Raw genomic sequence first — 18,403 nt, forward strand, 5'->3', positions numbered from 1 at the left:
TATAGGCTAAAAAATAACCGCCTATTGAAGGGCGGTGTCATTCCTTTGCTTCCAAAAAACAGGGAGCAACGGAGCATAAAGGTGCGTGACGAATGTTACTCTTGAATTACTGCAACAAGACCATATTCGAAGAACAAGTATTTTCCATAGGGGTAGGACCATAACTCATTCACACTGTATTTCCCATTGGCTTTGGCTATGTCTTGCGGTTCACCCCACGATGTCTTTCGCACCTCATCCCTTGTCATGCTAATGGCAGGCAGATATTCAGCCATAGGTAAACCTGAATATGGACTTCCTGTCTTTTGTGCTAGATATTCGTTCTTCATCTTCAGATACTCGCTGCGACTTCCTTCAATCATGCTTATCATTTTTAAGTATGCTGAAGCATCTTTATAGTGCTTAATGTTTTGAAATCCTAGCTTTGCTTTCGTAATTTCGCTTGCTTGATAATTCTGTTTTGCGTGATCGTATGTGCTTGCTATAAGTTGTAAATCTGCATCTTTATATCCTGCAAGACTGGCAAACTGGTTAGCGGCACGAGCAAACTGACCTTCTCTCCTATACTGTTCCCCTAACAAATATCTAGATTCGCGATACAAATCCTGTCCATCCAGATAGTCACCGACAAGAAGAAAATATTTTGCCGCTTCCGAGTATTCACCTTCAAAAAATAATTTCTTTCCTTGGAGATACCGGCTTTTGATTAAGCGAGATTCCGAATCATTGTATACGTCTAGAGATGAATAAATCTGGCTGGCTTCTTCATAATCACCGTCATTGAATTGAATGCTCGCAAATTGATACTTCAAATAAGAGTCGATGTTAAAAAAGCTCATGATGAAGAGACATGTGGCGACCAATGACATACCCGCAATAGCAATTGCAATGCGTACACGGTTCTTTATACGTGGTGATTTCTCTGTTTTCACGTTATCCCCCTTATCGCCCTGCTAACGCAACTCAGGGAATTATACCCATATTAAGTTCCAATATCTAGTTATTTTTTCGTATCGTTTTTCCCATTCCCCTCTCTTGCTCCGCTGACCACGACAAAAATGCCTACCATCGACAACTTGTCAACGGTAAGCATTCTTATAAATCTCTAATCGTCTATTCCCTTGCCTTCGAGAATCGGCTGGATGTACTTTTCGATCCTAGCCACGCGCGTCTTGGATTGTTTGGCTTGCGCGAAATAATACAGGTAGGCGCGTTGTCGGCCCGGCGTCAGCGCTTCGAACGCTTCTTTCAAGGCGGGAAGCTCGTCGAGTTTCTGCTGGAACTCTTCAGGCATGCTGTATTCGGTCGTCTTTTTATACTCCACGGTCTGACCGGATTTCTCCACCTCTATGGCTTCATAGATGTAGGCTTTAATCGTTGCTTCCATATCTATGATTTGTTGCACGTTGGTGAATCGAAGCTGGCGCGCCGCCTGTACGTTCTCCGTCTGCTGGATGAGGATGCCATGGACATCTTTCAACAGGGCGCCCTTGTGGAACAGAAGCGCACAATACTCCTTGAACCCGTGGATCAACACGATGTTCTTATCCTCCAGCGTATAACAGGGATGCATCCATTTGAAGTCCTCCGTTAACCCGCAATCAAGGACGATCTTCCGGAGCTTCTCGAATTCTTCCTTCCATGTTTTCGCTTTACGCAGAAAACCGTCAACCTTCGGATTCGTTACGCGAGTCGTCATTAAGGGCACTCCTCTTCCGTTATTGGGTCGTTCCTCATTAATGGCTGCGATTATACCGACAAAACGTTCTCCAGTTCGCCGCACCATTTGCTCCAGCCATACTTAGCGCCATTGAGCGCCGGAGCCGTCGAGATGCCAGATTGTTCGAGGTGAAGATTAACTTTACCCTCGCCAAGATCCTGCAGCGTCCAGACGATCGTGTGCTTTTCTTCCCCGCTAGCCCATGTGTAAGACAGCTTGTGGGGTTCATCCACGATCAGCACTTCGCCGTCGATCACGCCGTCCCACCATTCGGTCGGCTGCGTCCGGAACTGAAACCGATGTCCCACTTCAGCCTTGAAATTATTCTCCATCGGTATGCCGGTCTGAATGTTCGCGATCCACTTGGCCAGCTTGCCGGAATCGGTCAGGGCCGTCCACAGCTTCTCGATCGTTGTCGTGTATTGATGATCCAGGTTCAACGTTAAACTCATTCTTCTTCCTCCTCTAATAGGTGCTGCAAGCGCAGCATATTGGCACGCCAGAATTTGGTGTAGTAAGCTGTCCAATCGTGAATTTCTTGGAGCGGGGCGGCATTCAGTCGGAATCGCGTTTCTCTGCCGACTTTCCGGTCCAGGACCAGTCCGGCCTCTTTAAGAATGGTCAAATGCTTGGATACCGCAGTACGCCCCATGGGAAACTGCACCGTTAGTTCATGCAGCGGAATCTCCTCAGCTTCAGCTAAAAGACGAATCAGTCGACGCCTAGTCGGATCTGCGATCGCGTCAAAAACATCCCGCCCCTGGTTGTTCTCGCTCACAACAGTCCCTCCTAATCAAGTATCTGTAATAGTGCTAATGTTGGTATGTCAGAGAAGCGTTTATCTCTCCACCTCCTGATAGTATACGATTTTTCGGGCGCAAAGCCCAAGATAGGATAGACAGCAGCGCATAAGCAAGCGGAAGGATAACATTAAAGCCGTGATCGCCATAATCGTGAGCGAAGATGTGGGACAAGGATGCACTCGACATAAGGAAGAAAATACCTGCGTATGCCCATTCTTTCAGCCGCGGAAGGCCTGGCACGACAATCGCGATCACGCCGAGCAGTTTCCAAATTCCAAGTATGGTCATGATGTACACGGGATATCCAAGATTCGTCACTAGCTCGAGATTGCCCCCAACCTGCATCAACTGGCCGATTCCGCTTAACGTAATTGCCGCTGCCAGCAGCAAAGTGACGGACCAGTACGCGATCGTTCTCCCTCTCATGCTCATTCAACTTCCTCCTCAATATGGTTTCGGCTACCTCTAGTTACATACTGACCAAGTTACGAATGGTGAATCGATAATCGGACACCATTTGGTGACGCTTTTATTATAAGACACCTTTTGGTGTCCTGTCAACGGATTTACCGCTAGCTTGCGAAAAATAAAAAAAGCCGCTGGTTTGCGGCTTTTGGGTATTCAATCTATGCATTACGCTTGTGCATTACGCTTGTGCATTACGCTTGTGCATTACAATTGCTCATTACGCTTGTGCATTACGCTTGTGGACTACGCAGCCTCTCTCGCTAACCGATTCACCCGCTCGACCAATTCCTTCTCGATCCGGGCAATCTCTTTCATCATGCGAACGACACTCTGCTTGATCGGTTCCGCCGTTTCGCCCATGAGATCCATTTTGTACAGCATGCGCCGTACGCTCATCCATTGATTGGCGACCGTCCAGAACTGGTCGGCCAGTGCCAGCATATCCGCAGATTCATATTGCTCCCCGATGAATCTCAGCGCGTGCGAGTATCCGACCCGGATCTCCATCAGGACGACGAAGCCCATGTGAAACGGCGTCGCGATAAAGTCGGGACAGTCTCGCTGCTCCTTATGGATATCCAGTCTGCGGTCAATCTCTTCAATGAGCAAGAACATCCCGCGGTTGGTCTCGTCGTTGTTGAATCGGTTCGCCCGCTCCACAAGCGCGCCCAGCACCTCCGCATACGACAGCGGATCAGGCTCTGACAACGTCACCAACTTCACTTCCGTCAGGCCGGAATCGAATAGCTCGAACGGCAGCCTCTGATCCGATTTGCTAAAATACGGGTCCGCGCAAATGAATTGTTCGGCCTCTTGATCGACGCCAACGATGATGAAATGATGATGCTCGTTGTGGTACTTCTGGAACCCCCAATCCCATGGGCACCAATAGGCGTCAAAGGCGACGAGCACAGGCATCCGGCCGCTGTCTTCGCTATCGAGAAAATACGCTACTTCGCGGCTGGAGCGTCTGCCTACTTTCGTAATCGCAATGCCATGGAAGTTCTTCAGGTCGTCGACATTCTCGCGATATCGCAGCTCGAACAGATCGCCGATCCGGTCGCTCACTTTCTCTTCATGGTAATGAAAAGTCCAATTCCACAGAAGGTACAGCTCATACCTGCGTCCAAGATGGCCGGCGATCGTGGCGATGCAATCTTCCATGCACATGAAGCCTGCGTCGCCGTCGACTCTCGGCACCTTCTCGATGGTCAGCTCCATGAATCGAACACCTCATCTCTCTTTCATCAGATTCAATATCCGATACTGCCGTTTGCCCTGCTTCATATCCTCGTACTTGGGAGACCCCGGCACAGCGATGAAATCGCGGATATCCGGAATGTTGAGGTCCGCGCCTGCCGTACCTGCAATCCCTTGCGAACCCGTCCGCTGCTTGGCATTCTCGTCGCAGGAGAGCAGCACGTTCGAGGTTACGTCTTGATTCCGGGTAATGGCGAAGCCCGCCTCCCGCAACATCCGCACATTCCGTTCGACATCCTCCATCACCATCAGTTCGGAATAGAGCATAATGCCGCCAGGTCTTAGAATCCGGTATACCTCTTCATAGAACTTCCCGCGATTGGGATAAGCATGCGCCGATTCCATATTCACCACGACATCGAAGCTTTCATCCGCATAAGGTACATGCTCCGCGTCGCCCACGACGAAGAAGACGCCGCTCTTGCGGTTCCTTGCGCCGCAATACGCAATGTTGGCCTCGCATAGATCGAGGCCAATAACAGATTCCGGCTCGTAATAGTTCATCATCGCCGACACGTTGCCGCCTCGGCCGCAGCCAATATCGATGATATCCAGGCCGCGAAGAACGTTATCGCCTACGACCTCGAGCAGCAGCTTGACGGAGTTGCGATTCAAGCAATAGTCATCAAGTGTAATCGCTGCGTATTGCGGATTACCGTTCGCCACGTAGCCGAAGTTGAGGAAGGTCGCGAACCGGCCTACACCGGTAAGTTCGAGCGATTTGGCAATTTCCGTATAATCCGAGATTTCGCCTGCCTTCACGTCCCATTCTTCGGCGCTCTTATGCCTCAGCTGATCGTCAAGCATCATCGCATATCCGCGATCAATCCGATACATCGCGTCGCAGCGATGACAGAGCAGGAACGATTCAACTTGCGTTAGTGCACCTTTGCAGCTGGAGCATACCAACCTTCCTTGCAGCTCCTTCAACATACGGCTGAACCCCCAAGTAACAGGTTGCGACCCTGGTTCCCGCTTGAACGATCGAAGCCGCGACATGGCCACGGCTTCTCGCCAAGCCCCCTAATCAGGCCGGTTCTTATTGTTGCGGATCTACGATCTTCACCGGATTCGATCGGCTCTTCGCGTATACGTTGTAGTAATCCGGAATATTGAGATCGTCGTAATAGTCGATTAGACAATCGAATCCATTCGTGTGAAAAATCTGCTCCAATCGAGCGATTTGCTCCTCGTTCAAGCCATGAACCTCCATCACAATCTGGCTGATCTTGCCCCAATCCTCCGCGGCAATGCCTTCGAGCACTTCGAACTCGCTCTTCTCCACGTCGATCTTGAGCAGATCCACCTGGTTCAGCGCATAGTTGCGCATAAGCTCCGAGATCGTCGTCAGCTTACAACGGAAGATTTGCTCATTCAATAGCTTAGGCGCCATCAGATGATCGACGAACCGGTTCAGCGTCTTCGGATCGGCGAACTCATCCCGGTAATGGTTCAGCAAGCCGTACCGGAGATCCTGATCATGGTTCTCCCGGTATTTGAGCTGCACGGAATCGGTGGACATCGTCGGAAAATAAGCAAAATCCGCTTCCTTGTTCGCATTGGAAAGCCCGCAGTTGACGACCGTTACGTTCGGCAATTGTCCCGTGTTCATCGTCAAGATGTCGTATGTGGGCGGCAACGGCTCGAACGCATACACCGTGCAAGTGTCGCTCTTGCTGTTCACGAACAACGTGAATATGCCGATATTCGCGCCGACGTCCATGACCGTGGCATGTTCCGGAAGCGTGATGCCGTGCTTGAAATACATTTCTTTGCGGAAAATCTCGTTATAGAGAAACTCGGTCTCGCCTTCGTTGTTCTGGTAGATCTCCAGACCATTGGGCAGCTGTTTTTTTACGACGGCCGGAGACGAAGTTTGTTCTTGCCCGGTTGTTCGCAATCGGATCACCTCTTCAATAGGATAGGTTCGCTCGATGAGCCCATTAGCCTCCATAAGCCTGTTAGCTGCTCGCGCTCGCATAGCGCTTAAGCGCCATCTTCCAGAACAGCCTTACCGCAACGAAAGATAGTACCGGAGCCGCCATGATCCATACCGTCAGGAGCGTATCCAACCGTTCGATCATATAGACGGACGGCATATTGGTAATGAACAGAATGGGCACGACGTACAGCCCCATTCTTCGCAGCCATTGCGGATAAATGTACATCGGCATATTGTTCAGATCCCAGCATTTGTCGAGCATCTCGGTTATCGAGCCGGACTTCACCGTCCAGAATGACAGAATTTGCGGAAGCAGCAGTACCGAGTACATGACGATCGTGCTGCTAAGGATGACCCCGATATATCCGGCAATATGGATGAAGCTCGGTTCGATGACCAGGCGCTGCCATGCCATCACGACCATCGTGATCCCGGCGATTAGATTCGGAATCGGGAGGGCAAAATTCACGTGCCTCAGCGAGATCATAAATTGCAGGGAAAGCGGCTTGGTCATGTACATATCAAGCGTGCCATTGCGGATATGGCCGGACAGCCCGTAGAAATTATCCATGAACAACCCGGTATAGATAGCGATCATAATCGTATACGTCCCGGTGAAGATCAGCATTTCGTCCGGCGATATCCCGTTAATCTCGATCCCGAGCTGGAACACGAACAGAATATAGATGAGCTTGGAGAACAAGAAGACGATCTCCATGCACAAGCTGGAGTAGAAATTCGCTCTGTACTCCATGTAGCCGATCAGGCTGTTCTTGGCGAAGATGCCGAACATGCGCCAATGCTTCTGTACTTCCTTCAAGCTGTATTCCACGCCCTAACCTCCAACGGCTACATATTTGCGCATTCCCGAAGCCCAACACAGTTTGGCAATGAAGATAAGCGCAATCACCCAGCCCGCCTGAATCATGAGTCCGCTTACAATCGCATCGCTGGCTAGATTGCCGTTGATGATATTGACCGGGAAGAATACGATGTATTGAAACGGCAACAAACTGAACACGCCGGTAGCCGCATCGCCAAAAATATTAAGCGGAAAAACCGCGCCGCTTAACATGTAGACGCCCTGGCTGAAAGCGATGAATACGCCCCACACCTCTGTGACGACAAACGCAAGCGCGCTGATCGAGTAGAACAGCAGGAAATTGATCAGCAAGCCGAATACGATGCTGGCCAGGAAAAAGACCGTGCGCATAACACCGAACTGAATCTCCCACATTTGCGCAAAAATGATCATCATAACGACGAGCATCAGCAGGACGATGCCCATCTGGACGGTCTTCCCGCCAAAGAAGCTGCAGATCCGATACCAGAAGTAATTGATCGGCTGGGCAATGAATTTGCTCAGGCCGCCAGTCTTGATATCATTCGCGATTTCCCCCTCGAACCCCGCCGAGACCAGCTTCGATACGACTCCGGACAGCACGGAGTAGATGATCATCTGCGAATAGGTATAGCCGTTAATGACATCATTCGGAGAACTGGAGAATACCGCCGTCCACAGGAAGCACTGCACGATAACGATGAAGCTGCCGCTGATGATGCTGAGCAGGAAATCGGCTCGATACTCCATCGCGTTCTGGAACGCAAGCATGTAGGTCCGTCTATACTTATGCCAGGCTTTCATGTCTGACCCCATCCCTCTGATACAAGCTTTCGATCCCCTGTTCGACCGGAATGTCTTCGATGTTAAAATCAAGGATCGGGAACCGGTCCAGCATCAGCTTGGAATACCGCTGCAGATCCTGCTTATCAATCTCGAGAACGGCATTCATGCCATCATGCTCCAACACCTCGCCGAAGCCAGCCAGCGCTTGCCGCGGCACCTCGTCCGTGAACTGCAGCTTGATGATTTTCTTGGCATTGAACAGCTCGTTCACACGCCTAAGATCGCCGTCATACACGATGTTGCCTTGATTGATGATAATGGTCCGCTTGCACAGGTCCTCGATGTCCGCCATGTAGTGGCTCGTTAGGATGATCGTCGATTTCGTCTGCTGGTTGTAGTATTTCAGAAACTCCCGGATCCGCTTCTGCGAAATCAGATCAAGCCCGATCGTCGGCTCATCCAGGAAAATCACCTTCGGCCGGTGGATCAAGGACGCAATGAGCTCCATCTTCATCCGCTCGCCAAGCGAGAGCCGTCTGACTTGAATATTGAGCAGGTCTTTCACATCCAGCAGCTCGGTCAGCTCCGCCAGCGCGGTAGTATAGGCTTTGTCCTCCAACTCGTAGATACACTTGTTGAGGTACAGCGATTCATTGGCGGGCAAATCCCACCACAGCTGCGATTTTTGCCCCATGACGATCGAGAATTGCATCTTGAAGTCCTTCTTGCGCTCCCATGGAACATAATCGAATACTTGCGCCGCTCCGCTCGTCGGGTACAGAATACCGGACAGCATCTTGAGCGTCGTCGTCTTGCCGGAGCCGTTCGGGCCTAGGAATCCGACCATTTCCCCCTGTTCGATTTCGAAGGAGATGCCGCGGACGGCTTCCTTGACCATCATTTTTCTTCGCAGCAAATTTTTGAGCGAATGTTTGAATCCCAATTCTTTCTCGTAGTATTCGAAGCTCTTGCATAATTGCTCGACTCTGATAATGCCCACTGATGCACCTCATTCGTACGGATGTGTCGTGAATGGCTGCGTTATACACCGTGAAGATGCAAGACGCTGCACTTGGAGCAGGCCGGAGTCAACCGCACATCCATCGACTCCCTTATTTTTCGATACGTCAGGCTGTGCCACAGTTCATTCACCGAGGCTTCCTTCAAGTTGCCGATCTCGAACTCCTTGAAGAACTTGCACGCAATGATGGTGCCGTCCGGCGTAATATCCATCCGATTCGACAGCGCCAGGCATTTTTTGTTCATCGTGCCTTCGCCCGTCACTTCTTTGCCCAGGACAAAATCTTCGATCTGGTCATGCTCCAGATTGGGCTGGTAGCGCAGACGCAGTTTCCAAGTCCGGTTATTAATCCGTTCGAGCTCGTTCATGAGCGCCGGGATATAGGCAGGGTCCAGCTTATACTTGAACGCATGCCAGCTGCGCTCGCTCTTCGTCCCGCCCGGCGCCAAATAATCGAACGTCCGGTCAAAGTAATCATCCATCCCTTGCGAGCATTCGTCCGAGATGTACCACGGGAAGCAGACGATGACCAGATCCACGCCGATACTCTCCAGAAAATCCAGCAAATCGTACAGTTTGCCGGTCATCGAGTCGTTGATGACGGTATGGATCGAGATTTTGCCGCGAAAACGATTTTCCTTGCGCAGTTCTACCAGCTTTCGGATTGCTTGGATTGCCCGGGCAAAGACGCCTTTGCCGCGCAGCGCGTCGTTCTCTTCCTCGAAGCCGTCAAGCGCGATCAGAAGCTCGAGATTGTCGGAGATACGCAGTAAGGAATCGAGGTTGCGTTCAATCAGCATCGCATTCGTGCAAATCGTCGTTTCGCGTGGGTGGCGCTCCAGCAGATCAGCCAGACGGTTGAACTCGCTGTAGACGAGAGGCTCGCCGCCCCAGATGTAGAGCCTTGATCTCGCCTCTTCCGTCTCAAGAATCAACCGCTCGAGCAGATGATAGTCGAGCTGTTCGCGCTGCTGCTGCACCGTCATGAAATGATGATAGCCGTCCTCATTCCATTGATAGCAATGCTTGCAGCGCAGATTGCACTGGTTCGTCAGCTTAATGCCGATCGATTCCGGCAATGGCGTCGCATAGCCGGGTATTTTGTCCTTCTGGCGTTTCGTCTCGACGGTGTTTTTGATCGTGCGCTTCAGGATTTGCAGATCCTTGGCTGAATGCTTAATCTCTGATTTCGGTCTCATGAACTCACGTCCCTCATGCCGATATTGGGGCACTCTAAGTCGATCAATAAATGTAATACCGCGAACAAGCCGTACAAATCGGAAGCATGTTTTTCTTCATATAATTGCGGTAATCCTTGTACTTGCTGCTGTTCCAGATATCCATCAGATTCTGCTCGTTGACGTTGCCGAAGGTCAGGTCGTAGAACGCATGGCAGGGGGATACTTCGCCTCTTGCCGTAATCTCCGCATAGACCCATGGAAGCGAGCAGCGGTTCCGTTTATCGGCCATATGCCCGAACTGTCCCGCGAAATAGTTGCGCAGATTGTCCTCGTCGATCGTCTTCGGATAGGTGATGACATGGATCTGCTTCTTCAGGCAGTAATCTTTGACGGCATGCATCTGCCTCGTTAATTCGGGAATATCGATCTGGCTGAACGAGCTTGTATTCCCCCACACCATCCCTCTGGCATACGGCGCGTCGTGTACGTCGAACTGATCCCTCAGGACCTCCTTGTAAGCCGAATACTGTTCCTCCGTCGCATAGAGCTGCACTTCCATGCTGATATGGTCCAGCTTCGACAGATCGAGATGCTGGAAGAAAAACTCCTCGATGTACATGTAGTTAAGCGGGGTGATGATGAAGGAGACGCCCATCTTCGGGAACTGCTTCCCTTTGCTCTCCCGCAGCTCATAGAGCTTATCGATGCCTCGCATGACTTTCTTGAACACGCCTTTGCCCCGTTGCCGATCGTTGATCTCCTCCGGACCGTCGAGCGACATCCAGATTTTGTTCGGGGATGTCTCGACGAGCATCTCCGCATGCTGCTCGAGCAAGGTACCGTTCGTCGGGAAGTCGGCATAGCTCCCATAGTAGTTAATCATCTCCAGAATTTCGCCCATCCACGGATAAAGAAGCGGCTCCCCGCCGAAGAAATCGTAATACGGCTTGCCGGGGCTGCACTCGACGATAATTTTTTTGATGATCTCCGGGTCCAGCTGCGCTAACGTTTTTTTGCTTTTGTAGGGGCCTTCAAGTCCCCATTCATAGCACATTTTGCATCTTAGATTGCATTCCTCGAGCAGCTGCAGCACGATCCATCGCGGATGGCTCATCGTATCCTGCGCTAGGCTTAATTGGGTTACGCTCATCACATGACCTCTTTTTTCGGAAGAATTTTATCCGTTCGCAAGCGCTATTCTCGAACAATAATGGTCGACATAATTCTTGCCGGTCACGGGCCGGCTTATGATCCGCTCATGCATCGATTCCAGGACTTCCGCGGCAAAACCGCTCTCCTTCCACCTCTCGTAGCTGATGCCGTACCCGAGCGTCTCCCACAACTCGTAATTGCTCTGCTCATGGCTGCCGAACGGCTCGAGCAGAATCAGGGGAATACCTGCCGCGAGCGAGTCGATCAGCGTTCCCGCTCCTGGCTTTGCGACAATGGCCATTGCCTCTGAAGCAATATCGAAGAGCCAATGATTGTCCGGCTTCATGTCATGCCGGATCGTCGCTTCCTGCGTAATTTCGCAATAAGGCGGGAACTCATGCAAGCCGTTCACGCCCTTCACCCATGCGCACCACGCCGGATCGTTCATCCAGTAACGATGCGTATGATCAGGCTTTCCCTCTTTCAGATCGTAAGCGACGATATCGAGTCCGTATCCTGCTTCGGCCAGTTCCGGTATTTTGCTCTGATAAGTGCCCATTCCCCAACCTCCGCCATGAACGACGAGCCGACGCTTTCGTTCGTTGAAGGATGACGGAACGTTCGACGAGACCGGAATCTCGTAGCGGATTTCCATCTTGGCGGTGTCGTACAGACGAGCATCGTAATAAGGCGCATTATACGCCGGATGGAATTTCTTGAGGCTTTTCCATGAAGGCGCCAGATCGGAATCCACATAGAGCAAATCGAGATGAATGCGCTTCGGATGCATCATCTGCCGGTACAGGTCGAGAATGTACACCCAGTGGCCGGACAACGAAATGAATTCTCGCCGGTCCTCTGCTTCCCACCTTTCCAGTAATTGATTGACTTTGGCCTCATCGATGCTCTGGCGGATGTCGATCGGCATTCTCGCGGAGAGATTAGCGAGTGCAAAATTGTGATGATACGCATTCTTGCTATCCACGATATGATCCATTTTATCTTGTACCATGAAGCTTTCGAACACGAGCACTTCCGTTGGGATCCCCAATCGGTTGAAGGCATTCGCGGCCAGAAGACCGGGAATATAGAACCCTAGTCCGAAGCCGGAGCATAGCATCGTGACGATTCGGTTAGCCATGAGGAATCCTCCCATTTTAGATAGTAGAAGCGCGCTTTAACGAATCATCCGACGACTCTAAAAGAAAGGCCCTCCAGCACCGCCCTGGTTTGAGCAAGCAAGGGCTCATCGTCCCCCTGCCGCGAGACGATCGAGAAATACAGCCTTCCTTTCACCGCCTTGTTCCGCTCCCCTCTGCTCTTGCTAATCATTTTGTTGATGAATAGCGTATTCGCGCTCAGCGGCAAGACCCCCATCGCCCGGTCAGGCGTATACAAGATCCCTTCCCGCTCGAACGCTGCCAGCAACTGCTCGAACGAACAATCGTGCGCGAAGTGCACCGTTGCATGCGTCATGCTGCCCGTGGCGGAATGCCGCTCCAGATACAGATCGATGTGATGCTTGATCAGGCTCATCGATCTCCTGGCATTCACTTCGACAACCGGGACGATCCGCCCGCCTTGCAGGAGCATCGAGTCGACGCATACGTCGCCGTAATATCCTGCGTTATACAGCTCCCGCGCCACCTGCTTCATTTGATCAAAATATCCCGCATCTCGCAGCATATCGAGCAGCGCCGCATCCGCAGTGAACGAACCAAGATAGGCGAAGTGGGCATTGCGTAATTGCTGCACCGCGATCAAGCGATATGTCCCGTCTTCCTCGATGTAGAATTGACAGGAGAAATCCAGCTCTTTGTGCAGGAACGGCTCGATAATGAACCGGACTTCCTTCCCTCTCTTGCCCTGCTCCTCGAGATAGGAGGCAATCCGCCGCAATATGGTCTCCGATTCGATCAGCAAGTTCCCTTTGCCCGAGACGCCGAATTCGTCCTTAATCAAGAACGTTCCATGTTGCAGCAGCGCAAGGCCCTCGGCGAGCAGCTCTTCCGATGAGTAGACCGTCCGGCTGTCCGACATATAACCAAGACGCCTGTTAAGCTCAGCCGAGAACAGCTTGGAATTCACGTGCCGCACCGTATCGGCCGCGGGAAAATTCGCGTGCAGCCCGTACTCGGCCGCGACGCGGTCAACCCCTGGAATGACGGCAAAGGGAGATAACTGAGCACCTTCCAGCAGCTGTCTATCGATTCCCTCTATTCGCTTCGTTACCGTCACCAGGTCAAAAAGGTTGGCGATTCTGGATGCGCTTCCCCCTTCCAGCACTTCGAGATCGGCTTGGTTGGAGTCAAATGCAAACCCGATATCGCGTAAATACGCTATGTGGCAATCATTCATGCGATAGCGGGTTATCAGCTGATCCCCTGCCGAACAGAACGGAAACAACAGCTCATCCATGGCTAGCACGACATGCTCCATCCCGGGATCGGGTATCGATGGCAGCTTGGCAAGCTTCGGATCACGCCAGAACCGCTCGGCATCGAACGTGCCCATGACGAGCTGCCGCCTGCGCTCTGCGATCATACCGACGCGGTCTCCTGCATGTCGGAGATATAACGACAGAAGGCATGAACCGATTCCATATACGAAAAGTCGAACGCTTCAAAATCGATCTCCACGCCAAACTGTTCCTCCACTTTCAAAATGAAATTGATCAATTGGAGGGAATCAAGCCCTCCGTCTGTCATAATATTGGAGTCTCCGTTCAAGGTCGCCGTAAGCTCGGCGTCGTCTTTGATTTGGCTGATCAGCGCGATGATTTGTTGTTCCATAATCTCTCCCCTTCGCTCAATGGATAAATTGGCTTTGATAATAGCGGATCGTTCGCAGCAGCGCCTCGTGCAGACTGATCTTGGGCTCCCAGCCCAAAATCGACTTAGAAACCGTAATGTCGGGTTTTCTGCGCCTCGGATCATCCTCGGGCAGCGGAAGAAACTCGATGCTTGCGGTCGAATTCATCAACTCCTTCACGATTTCGGCAATCTCCAGAATGGTGTGCTCCACCGGATTCCCGAGATTCACGGGCTGATCGTAAGGCGTATCCAGGAGTCGCAAGATGCCATCCACCAGATCGTCAATGTACTGGAAACTTCTCGTCTGGCTGCCATCGCCGTAGATCGTAAGATTTTTATCCGCCAATATCTGGTTGATGAAGTTCGTGATAACCCTTCCGTCGTTCAAGTCCATCTTGGGGCCGAATGTGTTGAAAATCCGTATAACCCTTACCGGTATGCCGTACGTACGGCTCATCCAGTAGGTCAGCGCTTCCGCATACCGCTTCGCTTCGTTGTAGCAGCTTCTCGGCCCGATCGCATTCACGTTGCCGTAGTAACTCTCCGGCTGCGGATGAACGCTAGGGTCGCCATAAATTTCGCTCGTGGAAGCGAGCAGGAAACCGGCGTTTTTGTGCTGGCAGAGCTCGAGCAGGTGCCTCGTACCTTCGCCGTTGACCCGCATCGTTTCGATCGGATAGTTCAGATATTTAGGCGGACTCGCCGGACTGGCAAAATGCATCACCCAATCGACGGGCCCGTCAACGCCGATCGGTTGAATTACGTCATGCTCAATGAAAGTGAAGCTGGGCCAAGCTTGCAGACTGTCCAGATTGGCCGGATTCCCGGTCATAAAGTTATCTACGCCAATAACGGCATGTCCCTCTTGCAGCAGCCTTCCAGCAAGATTGGAACCAATGAAGCCTGCCGCCCCCGTTAATACAATTCTTATATGGCTCACCTCCCTGTTAATTAAAGACTTGCCTGTCGTAATTCGGGTTGTAACGTACATGGACGAAGCAATGGCAGACAAAATTCAAACTGGAGGAAGCATGGATCACGGAGTTGTTCAAGATGATTGGAAGCGGTTTATTACGCCGTCAATTAACGGTTTTATAAGCACAGTATAGAGACCCGCCGGCTCGCCCACAATGAACTACAAGCCGAAAAACTGACCTATCGTGCTTTTTCCTTTCCCATCGTTTTAGGCCGCTTTATTTTGCTTGTATATTAATAACCATTAAATTACAATATTAATGTAAGCGTTACCGATTGGAAGAGGTGAGCCATGATTCAATTGATTAATTGCGGGTATAACTTCGTTCATGACGATGGGATCGTTATTAATCGGCCGAGTGGATCGGGGAATTATGCTTTTGTTTTCTTCAAGTGCCAATCAGAAGTGATCGTTAAGGGCAGGTCCTTCGTGCTGGACAAGAATACGTACATTTTGTTCCATCCGGATACTTGCCACCTGTACAGAGAAGTGGATAAGCCGTTCGTGAACGACTGGTTTCATTGCGAGGATCGGAACATCGGCGATTTTCTTGCGGAGATCCAGTTCCCGCTCGACACGCCGATCAAGGCGGAGGATCCGCACTTGATCTCCAGAAGCATTATGGATCTGCAAAATTTGGGTCGGCACAATAGTCCGTTTCAACAACGAATTCTCGACCATGATCTCAAATCGTTCTTCTTGAAGCTTGTCAGTTTGCGCGAGAAGTCGGCCATTCTCGAGAAGACGAACCGTTACTTCTCCCAGTTCTCGAAGCTGCGCAGCCAGTTGTACAACTCGCCGGGCCACTCCTTCTCCGTCGATTCCCTCGCGGCAAGCCTGAATTTAAGCAAGTCCTATTTCCAGCATCTTTACAAGCAGTTATTCGGCTGCTCGGTCGTATCGGATATCATCCATGCCCGTCTCGAATACGCCAAATATTTGCTTGCGACCACGAGCTTGACGGTATGCGAGATTTCCAAACTGTGCGGCTACGAGAACGATACCCATTTCATGCGCCAATTCAAAAAATTCATCGGTACGACGCCCGGGAAGTATAAAGGGATGCAATTTGCCGAACATCCTTGGTATGAACTTCAACTTCCGTTTGCCCATTCTCATCTAAAGGAGGGAAATGACGCCTATCATAGATAGCCATTAGTAATGCGAATGAACGGCAAAGAAGGCCACAAGCTCCTCTCTAAGAGTCTTGTGGCCTTTCTCCAACTTTCTTGCTTCTGGTTACCAGTAAAGCAAGCAGCACAGCCGTCACGCCGCCCGTCAATTTGCCGGCCATCATCGCCAGCACCATGCTTTTATCGACACCGGCCACGAAGGCCAAATGCCCACCGAAGACGAATGCTCCGCTTACCGCAAAAGCGACATTCACCACTTTCCCCCGGGGCTGCATCTCCTTCAGCATGGCGAACATCGGAATGTTGTGCGCCAGCGATGCGATTAGACCTGCAGTAGCCTTCTGGTCGATGCCGAGCAGTCGGCCCAGCTTCTCCAGATGTTTATGGAAGAAAGCCGTCAAGAACGTAATCATCGGGAAGGCTCCCGCCAATATGATCGCGATTTTGCCAACCGTCAGCACGCCCTCCGAGATGGGAGCCAGATTCGGAATAAGCACCACACCCGTTAACGTCTCGACCGCGATCGCAACCAGCCCGATTATCGCGACAATCTCGATTAACTTGCCGAATGCGAAGAACCCTTGAATGACCGGACCGGGATATCTCCACAGCCCAAGGCCAATGATGATCGAGAACACAAGCGACGGCACAAGATTGACGAGCATCATAACGGCATCCATATGGGCGATGAGCCCGCCGACAAAGCAGCCTATTGGGATCGTCGCAATGCCTACGAGAATCCCCTTAGCCAAGTATGGACGATCCTCCTGGGCGATAATGCCGAGCGCAACGGGAATCGTGAATACAATCGTAGATCCCATCATCGTCCCGAGCAGCACCCAAGCGAACAATGCCGCTTCCGGATCCGCAGCCATCTGGCCGGCTAACGCATAACCGCCCATATCCGCGGCAAGCAGCGTATTCGCGAAGGTCGCCGGGTCAGCTCCGACCCATCCGTACACCGGTGAGACGACCGGAATGAGTAGTTGGGCGATCACGGGAGCGAGCGAAACGATCCCGATCATTACCAGCGCTAGCGAGCCCATCGCTTTGAACCCTTCGGTGAAGCGTTCGCCGAGTCCCATTCGGTTGCCGATCAATTTATCCAACGCGCCTAAGCAAAAAAAGCAGACAATGATCCAAATGACGATATCGTTCATGTTCATCATGGCTGTTCGCTCTGCTTCATCATATGACGGCCATTAGCGGTCAAAATGAATGACTTCATGTTCTTGCGCGCTCTTGTACGTGCCGAATACAAGCTCGAGCGTCTTGAGATTATCTTCCCCGCTCGTCTGGAACTCCTCGCCGGAATCCAGGCATACGACGAAATGGGATTGCAGCCGGTAGTGACTTTCCTCGAAGTCGAGTCCGTTATTCTCCGAAATAACACTCTCTATACCATCATTGTCCACAACGGCAATCATGCCATTGCTGTACAGCTTGATGGTCGCCTTATCTCCTTCCACGATCAGCTGTTCCAGATGGTTCGGCATCACCTTCTGCTCGAGCGGCGCCGGCAGATTCTGCCTCGTCGCCCAGCTCATATCCATCAATCCCATATAACCGTCGTAACCGAGCGTGACCAGTCCCGTATCTTCGCCTTGAATGTAACGGCTGACCTGCTTCGTCTCCGCGTACAGCCGCTTGGGATCGCCGAACAGGAAGCGCCAGGTGTCGTACCAATGGACGCCCATCTCGTAGAACAGCAGCTTAGGCATATCGCGGAAGAACGGCTGCGGCAGCTCGTTCTCCGGCGAGAAGCGCGGCGAGTAGAAGTCGGTATGAATGTAGCGAATCATGTTGAAGCTCCCTACCGTATCTTCGTCGATCAGCTGTTTGATCGTCTGGAATGGCTTCAGCCAACGCCAGTTCTCCGTAACCATGAGGCGGACATTCGCTTGTGCCGCCGTATCGACGATTTCGCGCGCTTCCTCCATCGATGCCGCGAACGGCTTTTGGCACATGATATGCTTGCCGGCTGCGGCGATCTTGCGGACGAACGGCAGATGCGTATCCGGCGCCGTAATCATATCGACCACGTCCAAGTCGGCCTTGCTGAGCATGTCGTCCAAGTCCGTATACAGATTCCCTTGCGGAATTCCGTACAGCTCGGCTTTTTGCCGCAGCTTCGCCTCGTCCAGGTCGCAAAGCGCTGCGATTTGGACGCCTTCGATCCTCGCCCATGCCTTCAAATGCTTATCCGACCAGTAGCCCAATCCGATGACACCAATTTTCCACATTACCTATCTACCTTCTCTCGTATGCTGGTTATATGCTAGCTGTCATGTTCCGTGCTTAGTTGTT

The 18,403-nt window shown here is 51.6% G+C and carries 20 protein-coding genes; 1 reads left to right on the top strand and 19 read right to left on the bottom strand.

Translation table 11 applies throughout. The annotated features are described in order from the left end of the window. Positions 1-95: 95 nt before the first annotated feature. From FHS18_RS30715 to FHS18_RS30795, 17 genes are all read right to left on the bottom strand, one after another. Positions 96-932 (bottom strand): tetratricopeptide repeat protein, encoded by an 837-nt coding sequence (locus FHS18_RS30715; protein WP_183604227.1) that lies wholly within the window; start codon positions 930-932, stop codon positions 96-98. Positions 933-1,105: 173 nt separating this feature from the next. Further along, the gene (locus tag FHS18_RS30720; RefSeq protein WP_183604228.1) at positions 1,106-1,699 is read right to left on the bottom strand and encodes a YdeI/OmpD-associated family protein; all 594 of its coding nucleotides are present in this window, start codon (positions 1,697-1,699) and stop codon (positions 1,106-1,108) included. A gap of 50 nt (positions 1,700-1,749) precedes the next feature. Further along, a complete protein-coding gene (locus tag FHS18_RS30725) occupies positions 1,750-2,172 on the bottom strand; it encodes an SRPBCC family protein (protein WP_183604229.1) in 423 nt (140 codons plus the stop codon). Beyond that, positions 2,169-2,498, bottom strand: coding sequence for a metalloregulator ArsR/SmtB family transcription factor (locus tag FHS18_RS30730; protein ID WP_183604230.1), 330 nt, complete (start codon positions 2,496-2,498; stop codon positions 2,169-2,171). The genes FHS18_RS30725 and FHS18_RS30730 overlap by 4 nt, the downstream gene beginning before the upstream one ends. A 34-nt stretch (positions 2,499-2,532) precedes the next feature. Beyond that, positions 2,533-2,955, bottom strand: a complete 423-nt coding sequence (locus tag FHS18_RS30735; RefSeq protein ID WP_183604231.1) for a DoxX family protein — start codon at positions 2,953-2,955, stop codon at positions 2,533-2,535. A 279-nt stretch (positions 2,956-3,234) separates the two neighbouring features. After that, positions 3,235-4,212, bottom strand: a complete 978-nt coding sequence (locus FHS18_RS30740; protein WP_183604232.1) for a cysteine peptidase family C39 domain-containing protein — start codon at positions 4,210-4,212, stop codon at positions 3,235-3,237. Between the two features lie 12 nt (positions 4,213-4,224). Continuing rightward, the gene (locus FHS18_RS30745) at positions 4,225-5,184 is read right to left on the bottom strand and encodes a methyltransferase domain-containing protein (RefSeq protein WP_183604233.1); all 960 of its coding nucleotides are present in this window, start codon (positions 5,182-5,184) and stop codon (positions 4,225-4,227) included. Between the two features lie 106 nt (positions 5,185-5,290). Beyond that, positions 5,291-6,151 carry an FkbM family methyltransferase gene (locus tag FHS18_RS30750; RefSeq protein ID WP_183604234.1) on the bottom strand — a complete coding sequence of 287 codons (861 nt, stop codon included), beginning with the start codon at positions 6,149-6,151 and terminating at the stop codon, positions 5,291-5,293. Between the two features lie 61 nt (positions 6,152-6,212). Beyond that, positions 6,213-7,025 (bottom strand): ABC-2 family transporter protein, encoded by an 813-nt coding sequence (locus FHS18_RS30755; RefSeq protein WP_183604235.1) that lies wholly within the window; start codon positions 7,023-7,025, stop codon positions 6,213-6,215. A gap of 3 nt (positions 7,026-7,028) precedes the next feature. Beyond that, positions 7,029-7,838, bottom strand: coding sequence for an ABC transporter permease (locus FHS18_RS30760; protein ID WP_183604236.1), 810 nt, complete (start codon positions 7,836-7,838; stop codon positions 7,029-7,031). After that, complete coding sequence (locus tag FHS18_RS30765) at positions 7,822-8,820, bottom strand: ATP-binding cassette domain-containing protein (protein ID WP_183604237.1); 999 nt, start codon at positions 8,818-8,820, stop codon at positions 7,822-7,824. Before FHS18_RS30765 ends, FHS18_RS30760 begins: the two co-directional genes overlap by 17 nt. A 41-nt stretch (positions 8,821-8,861) precedes the next feature. Then, on the bottom strand, positions 8,862-10,040 hold the full coding sequence (locus FHS18_RS30770) for a radical SAM/SPASM domain-containing protein (protein ID WP_183604238.1): 1,179 nt from the start codon (positions 10,038-10,040) through the stop codon (positions 8,862-8,864). A gap of 43 nt (positions 10,041-10,083) precedes the next feature. After that, a complete protein-coding gene (locus FHS18_RS30775) occupies positions 10,084-11,172 on the bottom strand; it encodes a radical SAM protein (RefSeq protein ID WP_183604239.1) in 1,089 nt (362 codons plus the stop codon). A gap of 27 nt (positions 11,173-11,199) precedes the next feature. Continuing rightward, complete coding sequence (locus FHS18_RS30780; RefSeq protein WP_183604240.1) at positions 11,200-12,315, bottom strand: UDP-glucuronosyltransferase; 1,116 nt, start codon at positions 12,313-12,315, stop codon at positions 11,200-11,202. A 44-nt stretch (positions 12,316-12,359) separates the two neighbouring features. Next, positions 12,360-13,718: a hypothetical protein gene (locus FHS18_RS30785; protein WP_183604241.1), complete on the bottom strand. Its 1,359-nt coding sequence runs from the start codon at positions 13,716-13,718 to the stop codon at positions 12,360-12,362. After that, positions 13,715-13,966 carry an acyl carrier protein gene (locus FHS18_RS30790; protein WP_183604242.1) on the bottom strand — a complete coding sequence of 84 codons (252 nt, stop codon included), beginning with the start codon at positions 13,964-13,966 and terminating at the stop codon, positions 13,715-13,717. The genes FHS18_RS30785 and FHS18_RS30790 overlap by 4 nt, the downstream gene beginning before the upstream one ends. A gap of 16 nt (positions 13,967-13,982) precedes the next feature. Next, a complete protein-coding gene (locus FHS18_RS30795; RefSeq protein WP_343060753.1) occupies positions 13,983-14,927 on the bottom strand; it encodes a UDP-glucuronic acid decarboxylase family protein in 945 nt (314 codons plus the stop codon). Between the two features lie 327 nt (positions 14,928-15,254). On the opposite strand from FHS18_RS30795, the gene FHS18_RS30800 reads away from it, so the two are divergent. After that, positions 15,255-16,115, top strand: a complete 861-nt coding sequence (locus tag FHS18_RS30800) for a helix-turn-helix domain-containing protein (RefSeq protein ID WP_183604244.1) — start codon at positions 15,255-15,257, stop codon at positions 16,113-16,115. 46 nt (positions 16,116-16,161) lie between these two features. Here FHS18_RS30800 and eutH read toward each other — a convergent pair whose 3' ends face one another. After that, positions 16,162-17,262, bottom strand: a complete 1,101-nt coding sequence (gene eutH / locus FHS18_RS30805; RefSeq protein WP_183604257.1) for an ethanolamine utilization protein EutH — start codon at positions 17,260-17,262, stop codon at positions 16,162-16,164. A gap of 36 nt (positions 17,263-17,298) precedes the next feature. Then, positions 17,299-18,339, bottom strand: coding sequence for a Gfo/Idh/MocA family protein (locus FHS18_RS30810; protein WP_183604245.1), 1,041 nt, complete (start codon positions 18,337-18,339; stop codon positions 17,299-17,301). Positions 18,340-18,403: the final 64 nt, after the last annotated feature.

Source organism: Paenibacillus phyllosphaerae, assembly GCF_014192105.1.
GTDB classification, from domain to species: Bacteria; Bacillota; Bacilli; order Paenibacillales; family Paenibacillaceae; genus Paenibacillus_Z; species Paenibacillus_Z phyllosphaerae.

What these genes read in the sequence shown, in the direction of transcription:
- FHS18_RS30720 (WP_183604228.1), bottom strand. Translation starts at nt 1,699, where the DNA reads ATGACGACTCGCGTAACGAATCCGAAGGTTGACGGTTTTCTGCGTAAA.
- FHS18_RS30725 (WP_183604229.1), bottom strand. Translation starts at nt 2,172, where the DNA reads ATGAGTTTAACGTTGAACCTGGATCATCAATACACGACAACGATCGAG.
- FHS18_RS30735 (WP_183604231.1), bottom strand. Translation starts at nt 2,955, where the DNA reads ATGAGCATGAGAGGGAGAACGATCGCGTACTGGTCCGTCACTTTGCTG.
- FHS18_RS30740 (WP_183604232.1), bottom strand. Translation starts at nt 4,212, where the DNA reads ATGGAGCTGACCATCGAGAAGGTGCCGAGAGTCGACGGCGACGCAGGC.
- FHS18_RS30745 (WP_183604233.1), bottom strand. Translation starts at nt 5,184, where the DNA reads ATGTTGAAGGAGCTGCAAGGAAGGTTGGTATGCTCCAGCTGCAAAGGT.
- FHS18_RS30760 (WP_183604236.1), bottom strand. Translation starts at nt 7,838, where the DNA reads ATGAAAGCCTGGCATAAGTATAGACGGACCTACATGCTTGCGTTCCAG.
- FHS18_RS30770 (WP_183604238.1), bottom strand. Translation starts at nt 10,040, where the DNA reads ATGAGACCGAAATCAGAGATTAAGCATTCAGCCAAGGATCTGCAAATC.
- FHS18_RS30775 (WP_183604239.1), bottom strand. Translation starts at nt 11,172, where the DNA reads ATGAGCGTAACCCAATTAAGCCTAGCGCAGGATACGATGAGCCATCCG.
- FHS18_RS30780 (WP_183604240.1), bottom strand. Translation starts at nt 12,315, where the DNA reads ATGGCTAACCGAATCGTCACGATGCTATGCTCCGGCTTCGGACTAGGG.
- FHS18_RS30785 (WP_183604241.1), bottom strand. Translation starts at nt 13,718, where the DNA reads ATGATCGCAGAGCGCAGGCGGCAGCTCGTCATGGGCACGTTCGATGCC.
- FHS18_RS30790 (WP_183604242.1), bottom strand. Translation starts at nt 13,966, where the DNA reads ATGGAACAACAAATCATCGCGCTGATCAGCCAAATCAAAGACGACGCC.
- FHS18_RS30800 (WP_183604244.1), top strand. Translation starts at nt 15,255, where the DNA reads ATGATTCAATTGATTAATTGCGGGTATAACTTCGTTCATGACGATGGG.
- eutH (WP_183604257.1), bottom strand. Translation starts at nt 17,262, where the DNA reads ATGAACATGAACGATATCGTCATTTGGATCATTGTCTGCTTTTTTTGC.
- FHS18_RS30810 (WP_183604245.1), bottom strand. Translation starts at nt 18,339, where the DNA reads ATGTGGAAAATTGGTGTCATCGGATTGGGCTACTGGTCGGATAAGCAT.